The 18,695-nt window shown below is 56.9% G+C and carries 17 protein-coding genes; 4 read left to right on the forward strand and 13 right to left on the reverse strand.

The window, feature by feature from the left end; genetic code table 11:
• Positions 1 to 91: 91 nt before the first annotated feature.
• Positions 92 to 1,351 carry a 6-phosphofructokinase gene (locus tag HVA01_RS02445; RefSeq protein WP_146872947.1) on the reverse strand — a complete coding sequence of 420 codons (1,260 nt, stop codon included), beginning with the start codon at positions 1,349 to 1,351 and terminating at the stop codon, positions 92 to 94.
• 155 nt (positions 1,352 to 1,506) lie between these two features.
• Positions 1,507 to 2,175: a ribonuclease T gene (gene rnt, locus HVA01_RS02450; RefSeq protein ID WP_146872948.1), complete on the reverse strand. Its 669-nt coding sequence runs from the start codon at positions 2,173 to 2,175 to the stop codon at positions 1,507 to 1,509.
• 247 nt (positions 2,176 to 2,422) lie between these two features.
• Between rnt and HVA01_RS02455 the strand changes: the two genes are divergently transcribed.
• The 3 genes from HVA01_RS02455 to HVA01_RS02465 all read left to right on the forward strand — a co-directional run bounded on the left by HVA01_RS02455 (position 2,423) and on the right by HVA01_RS02465 (position 5,227).
• Positions 2,423 to 3,643, forward strand: a complete 1,221-nt coding sequence (locus HVA01_RS02455; RefSeq protein WP_146872949.1) for an argininosuccinate synthase — start codon at positions 2,423 to 2,425, stop codon at positions 3,641 to 3,643.
• Between the two features lie 75 nt (positions 3,644 to 3,718).
• Positions 3,719 to 4,051: an HlyU family transcriptional regulator gene (locus tag HVA01_RS02460; RefSeq protein ID WP_146872950.1), complete on the forward strand. Its 333-nt coding sequence runs from the start codon at positions 3,719 to 3,721 to the stop codon at positions 4,049 to 4,051.
• A 39-nt stretch (positions 4,052 to 4,090) separates the two neighbouring features.
• Positions 4,091 to 5,227 (forward strand): DUF294 nucleotidyltransferase-like domain-containing protein, encoded by a 1,137-nt coding sequence (locus HVA01_RS02465; RefSeq protein WP_146872951.1) that lies wholly within the window; start codon positions 4,091 to 4,093, stop codon positions 5,225 to 5,227.
• Here HVA01_RS02465 and HVA01_RS02470 read toward each other — a convergent pair.
• The 5 genes from HVA01_RS02470 to HVA01_RS02490 form a co-directional block, all read right to left on the reverse strand.
• Entirely contained in the window at positions 5,224 to 6,444 is a 1,221-nt protein-coding gene (locus HVA01_RS02470) for an EAL and HDOD domain-containing protein (protein ID WP_146872952.1), read from the reverse strand. The genes HVA01_RS02465 and HVA01_RS02470 overlap by 4 nt on opposite strands.
• A 175-nt stretch (positions 6,445 to 6,619) precedes the next feature.
• Positions 6,620 to 9,352, reverse strand: coding sequence for a sensor histidine kinase (locus HVA01_RS02475; protein ID WP_146872953.1), 2,733 nt, complete (start codon positions 9,350 to 9,352; stop codon positions 6,620 to 6,622).
• Positions 9,353 to 9,354: 2 nt separating this feature from the next.
• Positions 9,355 to 9,564: a hypothetical protein gene (locus HVA01_RS02480; RefSeq protein WP_146872954.1), complete on the reverse strand. Its 210-nt coding sequence runs from the start codon at positions 9,562 to 9,564 to the stop codon at positions 9,355 to 9,357.
• On the reverse strand, positions 9,561 to 11,624 hold the full coding sequence (locus HVA01_RS02485; RefSeq protein ID WP_146872955.1) for a 3'-5' exonuclease: 2,064 nt from the start codon (positions 11,622 to 11,624) through the stop codon (positions 9,561 to 9,563). Before HVA01_RS02485 ends, HVA01_RS02480 begins: the two co-directional genes overlap by 4 nt.
• Complete coding sequence (locus HVA01_RS02490) at positions 11,621 to 11,995, reverse strand: response regulator transcription factor (RefSeq protein ID WP_146872956.1); 375 nt, start codon at positions 11,993 to 11,995, stop codon at positions 11,621 to 11,623. Before HVA01_RS02490 ends, HVA01_RS02485 begins: the two co-directional genes overlap by 4 nt.
• 203 nt (positions 11,996 to 12,198) lie before the next feature.
• Here HVA01_RS02490 and HVA01_RS02495 point away from each other — a divergent pair, with 203 nt between their 5' ends.
• On the forward strand, positions 12,199 to 13,251 hold the full coding sequence (locus HVA01_RS02495; protein WP_146872957.1) for a tRNA-queuosine alpha-mannosyltransferase domain-containing protein: 1,053 nt from the start codon (positions 12,199 to 12,201) through the stop codon (positions 13,249 to 13,251).
• Between the two features lie 14 nt (positions 13,252 to 13,265).
• Here the strand turns inward: HVA01_RS02495 and nth are convergent, their stop codons facing one another.
• The 6 genes from nth to rsxB form a co-directional block, all read right to left on the reverse strand.
• Entirely contained in the window at positions 13,266 to 13,904 is a 639-nt protein-coding gene (gene nth / locus HVA01_RS02500) for an endonuclease III (RefSeq protein ID WP_146872958.1), read from the reverse strand.
• Positions 13,905 to 14,002: 98 nt separating this feature from the next.
• Positions 14,003 to 14,719, reverse strand: a complete 717-nt coding sequence (locus tag HVA01_RS02505) for an electron transport complex subunit E (protein WP_146872959.1) — start codon at positions 14,717 to 14,719, stop codon at positions 14,003 to 14,005.
• Entirely contained in the window at positions 14,716 to 15,360 is a 645-nt protein-coding gene (rsxG, locus tag HVA01_RS02510) for an electron transport complex subunit RsxG (protein ID WP_146872960.1), read from the reverse strand. Before rsxG ends, HVA01_RS02505 begins: the two co-directional genes overlap by 4 nt.
• Positions 15,357 to 16,400 carry an RnfABCDGE type electron transport complex subunit D gene (locus tag HVA01_RS02515; protein WP_146872961.1) on the reverse strand — a complete coding sequence of 348 codons (1,044 nt, stop codon included), beginning with the start codon at positions 16,398 to 16,400 and terminating at the stop codon, positions 15,357 to 15,359. The genes rsxG and HVA01_RS02515 overlap by 4 nt, the downstream gene beginning before the upstream one ends.
• Entirely contained in the window at positions 16,397 to 18,085 is a 1,689-nt protein-coding gene (gene rsxC / locus HVA01_RS02520; protein WP_146872962.1) for an electron transport complex subunit RsxC, read from the reverse strand. Before rsxC ends, HVA01_RS02515 begins: the two co-directional genes overlap by 4 nt.
• The gene (gene rsxB, locus HVA01_RS02525; RefSeq protein WP_146872963.1) at positions 18,069 to 18,680 is read right to left on the reverse strand and encodes an electron transport complex subunit RsxB; all 612 of its coding nucleotides are present in this window, start codon (positions 18,678 to 18,680) and stop codon (positions 18,069 to 18,071) included. Before rsxB ends, rsxC begins: the two co-directional genes overlap by 17 nt.
• Positions 18,681 to 18,695: the final 15 nt, after the last annotated feature.

Below are 18,695 nucleotides of genomic sequence, written 5' to 3' on the forward strand. Positions count from 1 at the left end.
GTTTTATCGGGTTGGCAGCCCACACTTTCGCGAGCTGAAGCTCCCTCCCACAAGGGCTGCAAGCACCCTTTAGTTTCGCTGCGTTAAATATTTACAGCGTAAACGTAGGCAGCTTGCGCTCAACTTTGGCCAGTTTCAGCTTGGCGACTTTGGGTAAACCGTTCTCAAACGGGGGGAAGTCTTCGCCCTGAATCAGCGGCGAGAGATAATCCCGGCACGTTTGAGTGATGGCAAAGCCGTTTTCGCTGATAAAGTCCCGCGGCATAAACTTCTCTTGGTTGGCCACCTGGGACAGCGGGGCCGAGATCACATCCCACTGGTAGGGCGCCTGAGAAATCCGCCGAATAGCGGGCATCATGGCATTTTTGCCCGCCAGCGCTAGCGTGACCGCCTCGCGGCCCACCGCGTAGGCTTGTTCAACGTCGGTTTTAGAGGCCAGATGGCGCGCCGCGCGCTGCAAGTAGTCGGCCACTGCCCAGTGATACTTGTAACCCAGGTCCTGCTTGATCATACCGGCAAGCGTTGGCGCGACGCCACCAAGCTGACGGTGGCCAAAGGCATCGGTATTACCCGCATCGGCCAGGAAGGTGCCATCTTCGTAGCGAGCGCCTTCAGAGACCACAATAACGCAGTAGCCATACTGTTTAACGCACTCTTCAACCCGTGCCATGGCTGCCTTCCGCTTAAACGCGACTTCCGGGAAGAGGATCATATGCGGCGGCTCGCCTTCGGCTTCGCCCGCTAAACCGCCGGCGGCGGCAATCCAGCCTGCGTGGCGCCCCATCACCTCAAGCACAAATACCTTGGTAGAGGTGGCGCACATTGAGGCGATATCCAGCGAGGCTTCCAGGGTCGAGGTGGCAATATACTTCGCTACACTGCCAAACCCTGGGCTGTTATCAGTAATCGGCAGGTCGTTATCGACGGTTTTGGGCACATGAATAGCGGTGAGCGGGTAGCCCAGTTTTTCGGACAGCTGCGAGACTTTTAAGCAGGTGTCGGCGCTGTCGCCGCCGCCGTTATAAAAGAAATAGCGAATATCGTGGGCCTTAAAGACCTCAATCAAGCGCTCGTACTGAGCACGGTGAGTGTCGATATCTTTTAGCTTGTAGCGGCAGGAGCCGAAAGCGCCACCTGGGGTGTGACGCAGCGCAGCAATGGCTTCGTCGCTTTCTTGGGTGACATCGATGAGGTCTTCGGTTAACGCGCCGATAATGCCGTTATGGCCGGCGTATACCTTGCCAATTTGTTCCGGTGCTTGGCGGCAGGCTTCAATAACACCGCAGGCGCTGGCGTTGATGACGGCGGTAACGCCACCGGACTGGGCGTAAAAGGCATTATGCTGGGCCATGTAAACGTCTCATCTCTTGAAAACGGGTGGGTAAATCTGCGTAATTGGCCAGCGCAGTCAAACACATCGTGTCTTCTCGCGATGGCGGTAAAATGCTGTCATACAGAAACGTAACGAAGTGTAGCGTAAAGCTATAGGGTCTGCATCAACAGGCCCTAATCGTTAGCGTCCATTTCTTGCTCGCGCTGGGCTAGCTGCCAACCGCCTAGGTCTTTATAGCGATTGACCATGGCACAAAAGAGCTCGGCGGTGCGCTCTGTGTCGTAACGCGCTGAGTGGGCGGCCTTGTTATCAAACTCAATGCCGGCAGCGCGACAGGCTCGCGCGAGTACCGTTTGGCCATACACCAGGCCAGCCAGCGTTGCCGTATCAAAACTTGAGAATGGATGAAAAGGGTTGCGCTTGATGCCGCAGCGGTTAACGGCCGCGTTTAAGAAGCCTTGGTCAAAAGCCGCATTGTGACCGACTAAAATAGCCCGGGTACAGTCGTGGGCCTTAATTGACTTGCGGATCGGACGGAAAATTTCGTTCAGCGCTTCAGCTTCGCTTAGCGCTATTTGGTGACGCAAAGGGTCGTCTAAATTAATGCCGGTGAAATCGAGCGCGGTCTGCTCAACGTTCGCGCCTTCAAACGGCTGAACGTGGTATGCATAGGTGGCATCAGGCAGCAGGTTGCCCTCCGGATCCATCGTCAGCGTGACGGCGGCTATCTCAAGCACGGCATCACCTTGGGCATTAAAGCCCCCGGTTTCTAAATCAACGACCACCGGCAGGTAACTGCGAAAACGTTGGGCCATTAATTCGCGGGCAATTGCCTCGCTCATGCAGCTCTCCTTGGTTTGAAGCGAGTAATAGTAAAGCGAGTCATCAGCGGTTAGTCACCGCTTTGAATGGTGTGATTCTAGCAGCTTTATAACCCAGGCGTCGTTGACGGTATTCGTTGGGCATTGAGAACGCTATACTCAAGGTCTGTCTCAACGGACTATGCCAACGAGCTATCACATTCGCCGAGCGCAAGTGGCGAGTATGATTTTTACTAATGAATATCTTATGGTTAACGAGGAGCAAAGAATGTCCGATGTCAAAAAGGTTGTGCTGGCTTATTCAGGCGGCCTGGACACATCCGTTATTGTTAAGTGGTTGCAAGAAACTTACAACTGCGAGGTAGTGACTTTTACTGCCGACATCGGTCAGGGCGAAGAAGTCGAACCCGCTCGCACCAAGGCGCAAGCCCTCGGCGTAAAAGAGATATACATCGAAGACCTGCGCGAAGAGTTCGTGCGTGACTACGTCTACCCGATGTTTCGTGCCAACACTATCTACGAAGGCGAGTACCTGTTGGGCACCTCTATCGCCCGGCCGCTGATCGCCAAGCGTTTAATCGAGATTGCCAATGAAACCGGTGCCGATGCGATTTCTCACGGCGCCACCGGTAAAGGCAACGACCAGGTACGCTTTGAACTGGGTGGCTATGCTCTCAAGCCCGGCGTAAAGGTCATCGCTCCTTGGCGCGAGTGGGATTTAACCTCGCGTGAAAAGCTGATGGCGTACTGCGAAGAACACAACATTCCGGTCGATTTTGCCAATAAAAAGAAGAAATCGCCGTACTCCATGGATGCCAACCTGCTGCATATTTCTTATGAAGGCGGCATTCTGGAAGACCCCTGGGCCGAAGCCGAAGACGATATGTGGCGCTGGAGCGTCTCGCCTGAAGCCGCCCCCGATACCCCTACTTACGTTGAGCTGACGTATGAAAAGGGCGACATCGTGGCCATCGACGGCGAGCCGCTGAAAGCCCACGAAGTGCTGGAAAAGCTCAATAAAATGGGCGGCGATAACGGTATTGGCCGATTGGATATTGTTGAAAACCGCTACGTAGGCATGAAATCCCGCGGCTGTTACGAAACGCCCGGCGGTACCATTATGTTACGTGCTCACCGTGCGATTGAGTCGTTGACCCTGGACCGCGAAGAAGCCCACCTGAAAGATCAGCTGATGCCAAAATACGCTGAAGTGATCTACAACGGTTATTGGTGGAGCCCAGAGCGTCGCATGCTGCAGGCGGCGATTGACGAGACCCAAAAGAATGTATCGGGTGTCGTGCGTATGAAACTCTATAAAGGCAACGCTATCGTGGTGGGTCGTAAGTCCGATGAGTCGCTGTTTGATGAATCGATCGCTACCTTTGAAGATGATGCGGGCGCTTACGACCAGAAAGATGCCGAAGGCTTTATTAAGCTAAACGCGCTGCGGTTGCGTATTGCTGCGGGCAAAGGGCGTAAACAAAGCTAAAAATAGCTAATAAAAAGCGCGTATCTTGCGAGGGCGGTGGGTGTTGCCTGCCGCCCTAACAGCAAAGGAGCCACCATGCTTAAAAAAATATTATCCGGACTCTTTGGTAGTGATCGACAAGCCACCTCAGGCGCTAACCGCAAAGCCGCCGACCCGGTAGAATACAAAGGCTATCTGATTGTGTCTCAGCCGGACGAGCAAAGCGGGCAGTACCGAGTCAGCGGCTGGATTACTAAAACCGATGCGTCTGGTGAAACGCTTGAACACCACTTTGAACGCTCTGATATGGTCCCTGGGCGAGACGCCTGCGATGCCATGATGATCACCAAAGCGCAGCGTTATATTGATGAGGTGGGTGACGCCATGTTTGAGCCCGATCCGCGCCGTGCAGGTGACAGCGAGTCGTAACGCCTTCATTTTTCATATTATTGAGTGAAGGAGCGGCGTATGCGCATCGTCCATCGAGCTTCACCCTGGCGTTCGCTGTTTAATGCGCAGGGCAGCCTAACGACCACTGCGCTCACCGCCCCTTTGCAGCATCTTTTTACGAAAATCTCCTCGCCGCACACCTCATTAGCCGATGCCTACGCTTGGCAACTGCCTTTCGTTGAAGCGCTAGTGCACTACGACCTGCCTGCCTGGCGTATCAGTCAAATCATCAGTGACCAAAATGCCTTGCTTTACCGTCGCGCCATTACGCTGTCGCTTGACGAAATGCAGGCGCAAGGGTGGGGCCCACCGCCTGTCGACTACTGCGTGCTGATGTTGGGCTCTGCGGCGCGCTTTGAAAGCCTGCTTGGCCCCGACCAGGATAATGCGCTAATTATCGACGACTACCCAGACCACCGCCACATCGAGATAGACGGCTACTTCCAGGCGTTGGGTGAGCGGTTTACCCAGCACCTTGATGACGCGGGTATCCCGCTGTGCCACGGGCATGTAATGGCCCGCTGGCCGATGTGGCGCAAGCGGCTAAGCGAGTGGCAATCGCAACTGGATATTTGGAGCGCCGACCGGCAGGTCAAGCGCGTGCAGCAAACCAATATCCTGCTTGACTTCTCACCGGTAGCGGGCAATTCAGCCTTGGCTGGGCAACTGGCTGAGAGCATCGCTTCGATACTCCCCGACGCATCGCTTTTTATGCACGAAATGGCGGCGCTATTGGATGAACTGCCGGTAGCGCTGGATCGCTTTGGACGTATTGCCTCAAGCCCAAGCTTGAGTGCCCCTCACGCTCAAGCCATTAATCTAAAGCATCAAGGATTGATGCCGTTGATTAGCGCCGCGCGGTTACTCTGCGTGCGGCACCGGCGGCGGGAAATTGGGACTCATGAGCGATTGATCGCGCTCAGCCATACGGCTGATGTGCTAACGTCGGCTGAATCGGAATTGCTTATCGCCGCTTTTGAGCGTCTGCAACAGCGCCTGTTGGATCAGCAGCGGTATAACAAAGCGCGTGGGCAAGTCGCAGATGGCTGGGTTGACTTGAGCCGCCTGCGTGAGGACGAACGGCTGTTGCTCAAATTTGATCTGCAGCAAATCAAGCACTTGGTGGCCACTGCGCAAGACAGTGTGTGCCACTAAACGGACATTTGACTGCTGGCGTGGTTATCCACGAGCGTCCGGGCCTGCGCGGCTGCTTTGAGTATGACGTTGTCGGGAAAATCGGGCGGTGAGGATTGGTTTTCTGCCGCCTCGACATCAGTAATTAACTGACCCAGTGCACCGCTGCGATGCGCAATGGCCGCTTCGATCTGTCGCCCAAGGCGAACCTCTTTGGCTATGCATTCTTCACTAACGCCGAGAATAATCGGCATCAGTGAAAACAAGCCCGCTATAAAGCTCTCTTGTGCATCGAGTCGACGCTGGTAGGCCAACATTTCACAGGCAAATGCGCGTGTTAGCCCTTTGATTAGGTTTAATTTGCTGGCTGGGCTATTGTTGGCCAACACCAGGATAGACACTAACGTGCGTAGTTCGCGAAGGCCGATAATCTTAATACAATCAAGAAGTTTTGTAACGGGTTGGGGGGAGCCTTGAGCCGCTGAATTAGCACGTTTAAAGATAGCGTTTAGTAGGTAAGGGTCACGGGCCACTAATGCGCTAATATCGGCGAGCTTGACATCCTTGCCGTATAAAGCGGCGAGTAGCTGCATTTGATTGGCTCGCGAGGCTGAGCGGCGCGATGAGTGAGAAGATTGGTTTTGTGGGCGCTCGTAAAAGTATCCTTGGAAGAGGGTAAAGCCGAGAGATTGGCAGTATTGGAAATCCTCCTGGGTTTCTACACGCTCGGCTAGCAACGTAAATCCTTCGCCCAAAAGGTTTTTTATAACGTTCTCTGGAACCTGCTGGGAGATATCAAATTTTATAATGTCGCAAAAGGGCAGAAACACGTGATTTTGATCGTCTAATACGAAGTCATCCAACGCCAGTGTAAAACCTTGTTTTCTTAAACAGCGAAGCGCATCAATAACGTTTTTAGTGGGTGGTGTGTTTTCGAGAATCTCAATCACGATTTGCTGGTGGGGCAAGCCCGCCAAGTCAGGGTTGATGAGCCAATCTTCGGAAGCATTAATAAACAGCTGACGTGTGCCGCATAGGGTATCCAGCCCAATTTCGTAGACAGCAATGGCGCAGGCCCGAGCGGTAGCCTGAACATCATCAATAATAGTGGCTGTCTGGTTAGATTTGTTCGCACGGTAAAGAAGTTCATCGGCAACATGACGCAGTTGCGCATCAACGATTGGCTGAATAGCGATGGTGTAGTTTGCGCTGTGATCTACTTGAGAATGATTTTTCATTTACCTACCCAATCAATGCGGCTTACAGCTACCCGGTAACTATAAGGAAGGCTAAGTGTACCTTAACTCTAATGGGTAAATATAGTATTTGTCATCTATGTGTAAAATATTTGTATAGGATAAATGGGAAGGGTTACGCGGTATTGCCGCGTTGTGCATCAGCGAAGTGGCAATTCTAGTTATTTGGCGCTGCCGGCAGTTCAAGCGTCAAGCAGGCGCCGCCCAGGGTTTTGGCATCTTCTACCCAGAGCCGCCCACCCAGGTGGGCGATAATGCCTCGGCTGATGGGTAAGCCTAAGCCACTGCCTTTGGGGCGGCCTTGGGGAACGTCGCCGTCTTGTTTTATTTGATGGAATTTTTCAAATACCCGCTCGCGCTCGTCTTCGCTAATACCCGCGCCGTTATCCTCCACGCTTAGGCGGAAATGACGGCGGTGTTGATAAAGCGTTAGGCGCACTTTTGGCTGCTCACGGTCGGCAAACTTACCCGCGTTATCAAGCAGATTAATAATGACCTGTTCTAAACGGTCATGGTCGCCAATCACCATCGCCGGGTCAGCTTCTAAGCTAACGTCTAGCGCAATACCGCGCTCTTCATGCAGGCGGGCAATAGCATCAATGCTATGCCGGGCGAGGGCGGCAAGATCCAGGGGGACAGGGTTGAGCGTTAAACGGCCGCTTTCCAGGCGCGCGAGGTCGAGTATTTCTTCAATTAAGCGCGAGAGCCGCTGGCTTTCATGCACGATGACGCCCAGAAAATGCTGACGCTTCTGCTCGGGTAATTGGCCGCTATCGCGCAAGATTTCAGCAAAGGCGCGAATAGAGGTCAGTGGCGTGCGAAGTTCGTGGCTGACCATGGCCACAAACTCATCTTTTAACCGGTCCAGCTCACGCAGCCGCTCGTTGGCGCCGCGCAACTCTTCGCCGATTTGCGCAAGCTGCTGGGACTTCTGCTCCAAACGGCGGTTGTATTCGAGGGTTTGCGAGGTAGTATCCAGAATGCTCAGGATCGACTCAATATCTAACGACTCACCGCGCACCACCGAATTGATCAGTACTCGCGCCGAGGCGCTGCCCAACGACCCCGCCAGTGCCTGTTCGGCGCGGGTGATCAGCTCAGCGGTGGCGGGTTCATCGCTTGCAAAAGCGCCCTCGTCTCTGCTCTGGGTAAAGACGCGTTGGGTGGCTTGCCGGCCTAAGTAGCGAACCAGCAGTTCATTGACGGCCCCCTGGGTGGTTTGCCCGCGCCATAGCGACGTTGTTTGCAGGTTGGGGTGCATTGCTTCGGTGAACAGCGCCGCTTGCGTTTGCTCAAGCGGCGTTTGCCGGGTAAACAGCGAAATGCCCACCAGTAGGCCCACGTTAGCCAGCATGCTCCACAGTAATGAATGACTGTATATGTCCCAGTTTTCGAGCCCAAACAGGGCGTAGGGCTTTAACCAGGCGATGCCCCACGGGCCCTCAGCAAGTAAAGAAGGGGCTAACCAGCCCGACTGAGCAAAGCCGGGTAGCAATAGTGTATAGCCCCACAACAAGAAACCGGCGATTAAGCCGACAGTAGCGCCTTGACGGGTGGCGCCACGCCAGTAAAGGCCAATGAGTAGCGCAGGAGCAAACTGTGCCGCCCCGGCAAAGGAGACTAGCCCAATAGTGACTAGGCTATAGGAGTCTCCAATCAGCGCATGGTAGAGGTAGCCAAGCAGCAGAATCAGCACGATAGCGACGCGGCGAATGCCCAGCAACCAACCGGCAAGCTCGCCTTGGGTGCTTAGGTGCAGCCGCCGTGAGCGTATCAGCAGTGGCATCACGAGCTGGTTGCTAACCATGGTGGAAAGCGCAATGGTCTCGACAATCACCATGCCGGTGGCAGCCGAAAGGCCACCAATAAAAACCAACAGTGGTAGCCCTTCAAGCCCGGCTGAAAGCGGCAGGGTGAGCACAAAGCTGTCCGGGTCGCCTGCGCTGCCCCCCAATAGCAAACCCGCCAGGGCAATCGGAATCACAAACAGGTTAATCAACAGCATATACAGTGGGAATAGCCAGCTTGCCCGGGTTAAATGCTGCTCATCAACATTTTCGACGACCAATACCTGGAATTGGCGGGGAAGCGTTAAAAAGGCCAGAAAGGCCAGCACTAGCATGCCCACCCAGCCGGTGGCGCCGCCCGGCACGGTGTCTAAACGCATACTATCCACCAGCTCAGGCGTGGCCGCGACCTGGGCAAATAGTGCCGCTGGGCCTTCAAACATCACAAATACCACGAACACGCCGACGGCCATAAACGCCACCAGTTTCACCAGCGACTCAAGGGCAATGGCCGCCACCATGCCTTCGTGGCGTTCGCTGGCGTCCAGGTGGCGAGTACCAAACAGGATAATAAACACCGCCAATACCAAGGCGACCCAGAGCGATTTATCCATCCAGAAGTGTTCATCCACCAAGGTGGTGTCGGCGGCTTGCGGGTAGTTGATCAGCACCGCGTGGCTGACGGTGATCGCCTTCAATTGCAGGGCGATATAGGGGGTGATGCTAATCAGTGCCATCAGGGCAACCAGCGCGCCTAAGCCCGTGCTTTTGCCGTAACGGGCGCTGATAAAGTCGGCGATGGAAGTGATCCGCTGCCGTGTGGCGATACGCACCATTTTGCGGATGACAAAGGGGGCCAGCAGCATCGCCAGGGTAGGCCCTAAATAGATCAGTAAAAAACTGGGGCCATGCTCGGCGGCCCGGCCCACGCTGCCGTAAAAGGTCCAGGCGGTGCAGTACACGGCAATCGACAGCGCGTATACCGTGGGCGAGCCAATCAGTGAGCGACCTTGCTCGGCTCGCCGGTCGCCCCAGGCGGCGACCACAAAGAGCAGCGCCAAGTAGCCAAAGGCGGTGCCGAGGATAATAGCTTCTGTGCGCATGGTCAGCGCCCCGCGCGGCGTTCCATTAGCCAAGCCGCTAAACCAATCACGGTTGCCCATGCGCAAAATAAATACAGCGGCAGCCAGCCGATATTAAACGAGGGCAGGCGGTCAACCACAATAATCAGCGGCGGGCAGAACAGCAGGAAAGCGATGGCGACCAGGGCCATCAGGCGTTCGGCTTGGGGTGATTTTGCGCCTGAGGATTTCATACGGCACTGGCATCCTGTCGGTCAAAGGCATTGGCTTGTAGCGCTAGCAACTGCTCAAGTGTATCGACGCCGCGGGCTTCAAGGCGTGGTAGCAGCGCTAGCCAGAGTTCAGCAGTCACGCGGGCATCGCCTAACGCAGTGTGACGAGTGCCGGGCGGAAACGCCAGATCGTATCGCTGGGCGAGGCTGTCCAGGTCATGGCCGTCCAGGGCTTCATCCAGCGCCCGCGAAAGCAGCAGCGTATCGATAACCGGTATATCAAAGGCGACACCCTTGTGGCTAATGGCGAGTAGATCGAAGGCGGCGTTATGGGCCAGCAAGACGGCATCGCCTACGTAGTCGCGAAAGCGGGTGAGCACGATATCCAGCGGCGGTGCGCCGGCCACATCGGCATCGGTCAGCCCATGGATGGCGGTGCTAGCGGGTGGAATGGGCCGCTGTGGATCGACTTTTTGGTCGAAAACTTCACTGGCCAAGAGGCGGGCGTTGACCACGCGGCAAGCCCCGAGGCTGATGACGGTGTCGCCCCGACGTAGCTCAAGCCCGGTCGTTTCGGTATCAAACGCCACCACCTCCAGGCTGCGTAAGGCGCGGCTGGCAAGCGCTTCGTCTGGCGGCGGGAGGTCGGCAATGCCAAAGTCGTGGAATTCAGGGCGCGGCGGTGCGGTTTCCCGCGGGGCGCCCACACGCTCTATGGCGGGCAGTGGCAGGCGCAGGCGGGCATGCACGCTATCGTCGTCGGCCAGGCTCCAAATATCGCTGGCGTGTTGACGGAGCACGTCCGCGACGCTCGGGTTGAGCGGTAGAGACGTCAGCGGCTGCTGGCGCCACTCGGCCAGTTCATGCTCGGGTATCGCTTTACCGCGCCAAATAAGGTCGAGATAGACGCGTTTATTGCCCAGGCACAGCTCACCCTCAAAGCCGCTGTCGGGAAGATGGGCGCTGAGATGTTTCACCAATGAATCAAACAGTGCGATCAGCGCCGGGGCGTCGCCTTTAAACCAGGCAGGCATGCCCACCGGTGTGATTAGGCGGTGCGCGGGGTCAAGGCGTTCATCCAACGCCTGCCAAAAGTCGTTTGACCACATCGGCGTTAAACGCTCGCCCTGATGCTGCAGGTCGTCCAGGAGTTGGCCGATCTTGGCCACGTTGTCGCCCAGCGTCGTGCATTCTTCTTGAATAACCCGTTCAAAACGCTGGCGCAACGACGACGTGCTGGCATCGTTTTGGTTACGCAGCTGAATGAGCGCATCGGCGGCGCTGGTCAGGCTCGCGGTATGTTGGCGCAGCGGTGTGAGCATATCGGCAAGCTCGGCTCTTACGCCCATTTCGCTCGACCAGGAGGCGGTTGCATCGCTAAAAGTCAGTAATGTTTCTCGGTCGCTGCCCGGCACACGGCGCAGAATGATCTTTAGCCAGCGGTCATCGCAAGGGGCCAGTAGTTCTCTGGGGGAGCCGTCGTCGGGCAGTTGGTCAAGCACTTGCTGCAGGCTGGCAACCGGTAGTAGGGCTTCCAGGCGTTTGCCTAGACCGAGCCCGTTATTGCCGTCAAAAAAGTCTTCGGCCGCCTGATTAAACAGCATCAATCGACGGTGATGGTCACAAAGCAGCAGCGGCGTTTCGAGTACTTGCAGCAGCGTTTCCAGTTCCTGGCGAATACGTGCAGCGCTGCGGGCGCCTTCCGCGTGCGCTGTGGCAAGCAAGCTGCGGTCGGTTCGCCAACTGTCGCGTACGCGGCACAGGTCTGGCCCCAGCCCTTTCAGCCAGCCTTCCGGTGGGTGTTCGTCACGGGCATCGGGGTTGGCGACTAAACGCGCCAACTGCACTTGAAGATGGCGCAGCGGGGTAAATAGCATGCGCTCAAGTAGCAAGCCCACCAGAAAAATCGTCGCGCCGCCTGAAAAACTGCCGAGCCATAGCGCAATACGCGTTACCCCCGTGGGGGCGAACTGGGCATCCAGCCAGGCGGCAAAAATAGCCCCGCCCAGCAGGCTGATGCCGCTAAGCAGCAGCCAGAGGCCAATCAGGCGCTGGCGTTTGGGCAGCCCTCTTTGGGTCATGGCTGTTCCTCGCTCAGCAGGGCCTGGACTTTTTCCACCAATGCCTGGGTGGAAAAGGGTTTGGTGATGTAGTCATCGGCGCCTAGGGCCAGGCCTTTTTCACGCTCGACGTCGCGGCCGTGGGCGGTCAGCATAATAATCGGTAGGTGCGCGGTGGCTTCTTCGCCACGCAGCCGTTCTAATACATCAAAACCGCTTATCCCCGGTAGGCTGATATCGAGTAGCAGTAAATCGGGCTGGCTGTCGTTCACCATGGCGAGTGCCTGTTCACCATCGTCGGCGGTAACGACCTCGAAGCCTGCTTGTTCCATCAAAAATTCAATCGATAGGACGATGTTAGGTTCGTCATCGACCACAAGCACTCTGGCCATGGAACTCTCCTGATTTTATTTGTTTTAACGCTGCATGGCTGCAGTCTAGATAGATCGAACCGTTCAGCCAAGACGACCTTGGCCGAATGCTGGCGTGGTGTGAGCCATAAGCAAGGCATCAGGCCTGGTTTGATACACTATGCGCTTTTTTACCGTGGCGTCACTTGCCATGGCCGTTTACTGGTTCACCTTTAGGGCTGTCAATGCGCGTATTACTACTATCCGCTTACGAGGCGGTGAGTCACCGTTACTGGGCACAGAGCTTAATGGCGCAGTTGGATGACGTCGCGTGGACGCTGCTCAGTTTGCCACCGCGCCACTTTCGCTGGCGCATTCGCGGCAATCCGTTGAGCTGGATGCTCAAAGAGCACGCGACGCTGAGCCAGACATTCGATGTGGTGTTAGCTACCTCAATGGTGGACTTGGCAACGTTGGTCGGGCTATTTCCGCATCTCGGCCAGGCTAAAAAGATTGTCTATTTTCATGAAAACCAGTTTGCCTATCCTGAATCGGACGACCAGATGCCGCAAGTAGAGGCGCAGATGGTCAATCTGTACACCGCGCTGGCGGCGGATAGCCTGGTGTTTAACAGCGCTTATAACCGCGACTCCTTTATCGATGGCGCGCGGGCCTTTCTGAAAAAAATGCCGGAAAACCTGCCCGCCGCGAAGCCACTGGAAGCGCTGCGAGCGCGGGCCCAAATAGTGCCGGTGCCCATACCGGTAAGGCAAACATCCCCTCCTAAAACGCACCCTGTGCAGATTGTCTGGAACCACCGCTGGGAGTATGACAAAAACCCCGACGATTTTTTCACCGTGCTTTTTGCCCTAAGCGATGCTGGGGTGGCGTTCGAGCTGGCGGTGCTGGGCCAGCGTTTTCGACAGGCGCCCGCTATTTTTGCCGAGGCTGAGCAGCGCTTAGCCAAGCATATAGTCGCCTGGGGGCCGCAGCCAGAGGCGATTTATCGCGAGCTGCTGGATAGCGCGGGCATTGTGGTTTCAACGACGTGGCATGAGTTTCAGGGTTTGGCGATTATGGAGGCAGCGCAGCGTGGGGCACTGCCGCTGGTGCCGGATCGGCTCTGCTTTCCCGCGCTCTATCCGCCCGCCTATCGCTATGACGGCACGCGGGAAGGGCTTTATGCGCGGCTCAACGCCTGGCTAACCGACCCCACTAGTCGCCCTGAACGCCTTGATACCACGGTGTGGGAGTGGCCCGCCTGGCGTGAGGCTTACCGCCAGTTGCTGATGGCTTGAGCGTCGGTTGGCTGTTAAGCAATCTCGGTTTTGTCTTTGTAGTCGCACAAATCTTCAATAATACAGCTACCACAGCGCGGTTTACGGGCAATGCAGGTGTAGCGACCGTGCAGGATCAGCCAGTGGTGAGCGTCTTTGAGAAACGCTTTCGGCACATGGCGCAGTAGCTTTTGCTCTACTTCCACCACGTCTTTACCTTTGGCGATACCGGTGCGGTTGGCGACCCGGAAAATATGCGTATCCACCGCCATGGTGGGCTGACCAAACGCCGTGTTGAGAATCACGTTGGCGGTTTTGCGACCCACGCCGGGCAAGGCTTCTAATGCCTGGCGTGTATCCGGCACTTCGCCGCCGTGTTGGTTAACCAGGATATGGCAGGTTTTCATCAGATTTTCGGCTTTGGTGTTGTATAAGCCAATGGTTTTGATGTGGTTTTTAAGTTCATTAATACCTAGGTCAATAATCGCCTGGGGAGTATTGGCAACCGGGTAGAGCCGTGCGGTGGCTTTATTGACGCCCACGTCGGTCGCTTGAGCAGAGAGGAGTACGGCGGCCAGCAGCTCAAACGGGGTGTTCCAGTTAAGCTCTGTGGTGGGGTGTGGGTTCTCAGCCTGAAGGCGAGCAAAAATTTCATGACGCTTTTGGGCATTCATGGCTGGTCTCTTTATGGATACAAGCGATGGATACAAACGATGAATACAAACGATTGAGGCGAGCGATGGTTGACGCATGCATTCGCTTAACATGGCGTTTATTTAATCGTACCGGTGACGCGCACGCGGCGCTCAGCGCGAGGCGCCGACGCTACCGGTTGGGCGCGGTCCGCACGGCGTTGATCGATAGCGTTTTTAAGGGCGATCAGCATGCCAGCGACAAAAAACGCCCCCGGTGGCAGCACAAAAAACAGGAACTGGTAGTCATCGGCGAGCGTTAGCTGCCAATTAGCTGCCATTGGGCCGAACAGCAGCGCCATATCGCTAAACAGCGTGCCTTGCCCCAATAGTTCGCGCAGGGCGCCGAGTAGAATCAACACGACGCCAAAGCCTAGCCCCATCATCAAACCGTCGATAGCCGCGGGCAGCACTGGCTGGCGCGAGGCAAAAGCGTCGGCGCGGCCCAAGATGGCGCAATTGGTGACAATCAGCGGAATAAAAATACCCAACACCTGGTAGAGCGGGTAGGCGTAGGCCGCCATGAGTAGCTCGGCGCAGGTGACAAAAGCGGCAATCACCATGACAAAAGCGGGCAGGCGCACGGCGCTGGGCACTTGGTGACGGATGAGTGAGATAGTCGTGCTGGCACCCACCATCACCAGCAGCGTAGCAATCGCCAAGCCCATTGCATTGACCACGCTGACGCTAACCGCCAACAGCGGGCAGAGCCCCAGCAACTGAACCAGCGCAGGATTATTCGACCATAGCCCCTCGCGCGCTAGCTGGCGCCATTGGCTAGTTTTACTGAGGCTCATGTGTCGGACTCCTCAAAGGTAATCGGTAGCGGCGCTTCGGCGGCGTATTGCAGCGCTTTATGGACGGCATTAACCACGGCGCGAGGGGTAATCGTCGCGCCGGTAAAAGCGTCAAAATGGCCACCGTCTTTAGCCACTGCCCAGCCTCCCGGCGGCAGGCTCTCAAGCGCTAGGCCATTAAAACGGGTAATCCAGTCGCTGCGGCGGCGTTCGATGTCATCACCCAGGCCAGGGGTTTCCTGGTGCTGGGTAACCCGCACGCCGCTGATGCGCTGCTGCTGGTCAATGCCGATGAGCAGCCGGATTTCGCCGTTATAGCCCTCGCGTGTCACCACCGGCAGAATCACGGCGCTGCTCTTGTTACTGTCCTGATCACTCACCCACCAGCCTTGGCGACCGCTTTCCAATCCTAGCGCCTGTGGGTTGGGCAGCACAAAGGTGCTATCCAGTACGTGGCTAACCGGCGTATTGGCCAGCGTTTCGGGCAGCACTTGCTGTAGCTGGCGGTGTTGGTAAGCCAGCTGATGGGTTGCTATGCGCTCGGCGGTGAGTGCGCGGGTTAGCGCCACGCTGCCCGCCGTCACCAGCGCAAAGGTGCCCAACGCAAGCGCGCCGCGCCGCATGGCCTGAAAGAGCGTCATGGCTGCTCTCCTGGCGGTGTCTTTGGCTGACCAGTGGGGCGTGGCACGCTGTACATATCCAACAGCGGTACGCCTAGATTCATCAATAATACCGCAAACGCCACGGCGTCCGGGTAGCCACCAACGCTGCGAATAATGATTACCAGTGCGCCAATGCCCGCCCCATAAATTAATTTACCGCGTCGGCTGCTGGCAGCCGACACTGGGTCGGTGGCGATGAAGAAGGCGCCAAACAGCGCAGCGCCAGTGAGCAGGTGAAACAGCGGTGAGGCAAAGTGGCTGGGGTCGCTGAGATAAAACAGCGTGGCCAGTAGCAGCATACTGCCCAGCATGGCAACGGGAATATGCCAGCTGATAATGCGTTTAAACACTAACAGCAAGCCCCCCGCTAACCATGCCAGCGCCACCCACCGCCAGGCGCTTAGGGTGCCATCGGGCAACGGATTCATTGCCCAGAACTCGCTGGCCATTACAGCCTCGCCTTTGTGTTTAAAGGCATCGAGCGGTGTGGCGCCGCTTAAACTGTCTAATTGAGCGGTTGGCAGCGTGCCAGCAATCTGTGCCCACAGGCCGCTGGGCAGCAGACCCTGGGGCGGCGCCCAAAGCGTCATATAAGTGGGAAACGACACCAGCAGCAGCGCGTAGCCCACCATGGCGGGGTTGAAGGGGTTCTGGCCCAACCCCCCATACAGCTGCTTGGCGACCACAATCGCCGCGATCATGCCCACGCCGATCAGCCACCAGGGGCTAGCCGGGGGCAGCGATACACCCAGCAGTACGCCGGTCACCAGCGCGCTGGAATCGTTTAGGGTCGTGTGTAACGGCCGCCGCCGAAGGCGCAACACTGCCGCTTCAAAGGCCAGGCCAAAGGCGGCTGCCAGCACCACGTTGCTGAGCACGCCTAAACCAAAGAAATAGCTCATGGTGGCAATGCCGGGGAGGGTGGCGATGATCACCCAGCGCATTAAGCTAGCGGTGGGTGGCACGTTAGCGCCGGTCGGTTTGGCATCGTTCACCTGTGAGGCGTGCATCATGCTCATGGTGATTCCTTGCTGGGCGCAGGGTTAGGCGGCGATTGCTGCTGTGCCTGCGTCAGCTGTAGCTCGGCGGCGTTTAGATTTTCCTTGGCGGTTGCAAGCTGGGTTTCTAAATCATCGAGAGGCTGTTTCGGGTCCTGTTGGGCGACCCGAGCTAGGTTTTTTTCGGCTTTTCTGACCGACGCTTTGGCAGCCGCATGGGCAATTCGCAGGCCGCGCAGGTCCGTTTCTCCGCTGCTGGCTGACGCCGAGCTGGAAGGCGTTCGGCGGCTTTGGGCTTGGCGTGCTTCCTTGCGCGCCTGCTTCTCGGCTTCTTCTCGGGCGATTCGCGCTTGGCGAAATTCAAAGCGGTGTTTGGCGTGCTCGGCTTTGGTTGTCTCAATGTGTTGCTGCCGCAGCCGGTGTTTGGCGTCGCGATAATCATCCACCAGCGCAATATGGCTGGGGCAGACGTAGCTGCAGGCGCCACACTCAATGCAGTCAGACAGATGATAGCGCTCTAGTTGGGCATCGTCTTGGGCGCGGGCGTACCAGTGTAGCTGCTGTGGCAGCAGCGCCACGGGGCAAACGCTTTCGCACTCACCGCAGCGGATGCAGGGCGATTCTGGCGGGCCCGGTGGCAGTTCTGCAATCGTTGCCGCGATTAAACAGTTGGTGAGCTTCGTCACCGGGGTATCAAGGGTTCGCAGTGGCGACCCCATCATGGGTCCGCCCTGAATCACTTGATTCAAGGCTGCTGGGTTTAGGCCAGGGTGATTAAGCCCCGCCTGCTCGAGCAGCTCTTTAACCGATGTTCCCAGGCGCACCCAGCGATTGCCGGGCTGGGCAATCGCCTCGCCCGTCAAGGTGACCACTCTGGAAACCAGTGGCTGCCCATCGCGCACGGCGTGCAGAACCGCCAGTAGCGTGCCTGGGTTATGGCAAAGCACGCCGACATCTGCGGGGAGGCCGCCGCTGGGCACATTGAGGTCGAGTAGTTTTTTAATCAGTTGATGCTCGCCGCCGCTGGGGTAGCGGGTGGGTATCACTGTCAGCTCAACGGCGATTGGCTGGCCGTTTGAAAGTGCTTGCTTGAGCGCTGCTATGGCGTCGGGCTTGTTATCTTCGATACCTATAATGATCTGCGCTGCGCCGCATAGCCTGGCGATGATCTGTGCGCCTTCAAGCACCTCATTAGAATAATGCCGCAGCGTCAGGTCATCGGCGGTGATATAGGGCTCGCACTCGGCGGCGTTAATCACCAGTGTATGAATCGCATGCTGTTCCACCACCCGCGCTTTGATATGGGTGGGAAAGCCAGCGCCACCTAAGCCGACAATGCCGCTCTCGTTTAAACGCGCTAGCAGCGCCTGGGGTTCGGCTTGTTGCCACGCCAACGGTGGCAGTCGGAACCATTCATCTCGCCCATCGCCGTCAATACTGATGTGGGTAGCGCTTACCTCGGCGACTACGCCGCTAATGCTGGCGTGCACGTTGCTGGAGATCATGCCTTCGCGTTTGGCAATCACGCTGCCTACTTTTACCCCGTCACCTTGACTGACGCAGGGCGTGGCGGGCTGGCCGCTGTGCTGCTGCAAGGGCAGTGTCACTCGGCTGGGCAGCGCTGCGTCAATCAGTGCCACCTGGTTGGAGCGTTGCTTACGCTCAGGGGGATGAACGCCACCGGGAAAATCAAACGCGCTGGGCATGAACACCTCCAGGCGTGCCTTGTTGGTCGCTGGCAATTAAATCCGGCGAAGGCGTTATGACCGGTTGCCACTGGGTGAGCGGCGAAGAGCGCGGCAGCATATCGATACAGTCCACCGGGCAGGGGTCAAGGCACAGATCGCAACCGGTGCATTCGTCTTCAATCACCGTGTGCATTTGTTTGGCGGCGCCAATGATCGCATCCACGGGGCAGGCCTGAATGCATTTGGTACAGCCGATGCACTCCGCTTCGCGAATAAATGCCACTTTTGCTTCGCTGGGGGCGTCGCCATCAAGCGGTTCAGGCTCGCGGCCTAAAAGATCGGCCAGGGCGTGGATGGTTGCCTCGCCACCCGGTGGGCATTTATTCAGCGCATCGCCCTGGTTAATCGCCTCGGCGTAAGGGCGGCAGCCTGGGTAGCCACATTGGCCGCACTGTGTCTGGGGTAGCAGGGCGTCAATTTGCTCAACCAACGGATTGTCTTCGCGCTTGAAACGCTCGCTGACCACGCCCAGCAAGGCCCCAAAACCAAGGCCTAAACCGGTTAATACGCCGATAGCGCTGAGAATGCTCCATAGCTGCATACTGTCACTCATTGCCGACTGCCTTTT

The organism is Halovibrio variabilis, assembly GCF_007991175.1.
Lineage (GTDB): Bacteria > Pseudomonadota > Gammaproteobacteria > Pseudomonadales > Halomonadaceae > Vreelandella > Vreelandella variabilis.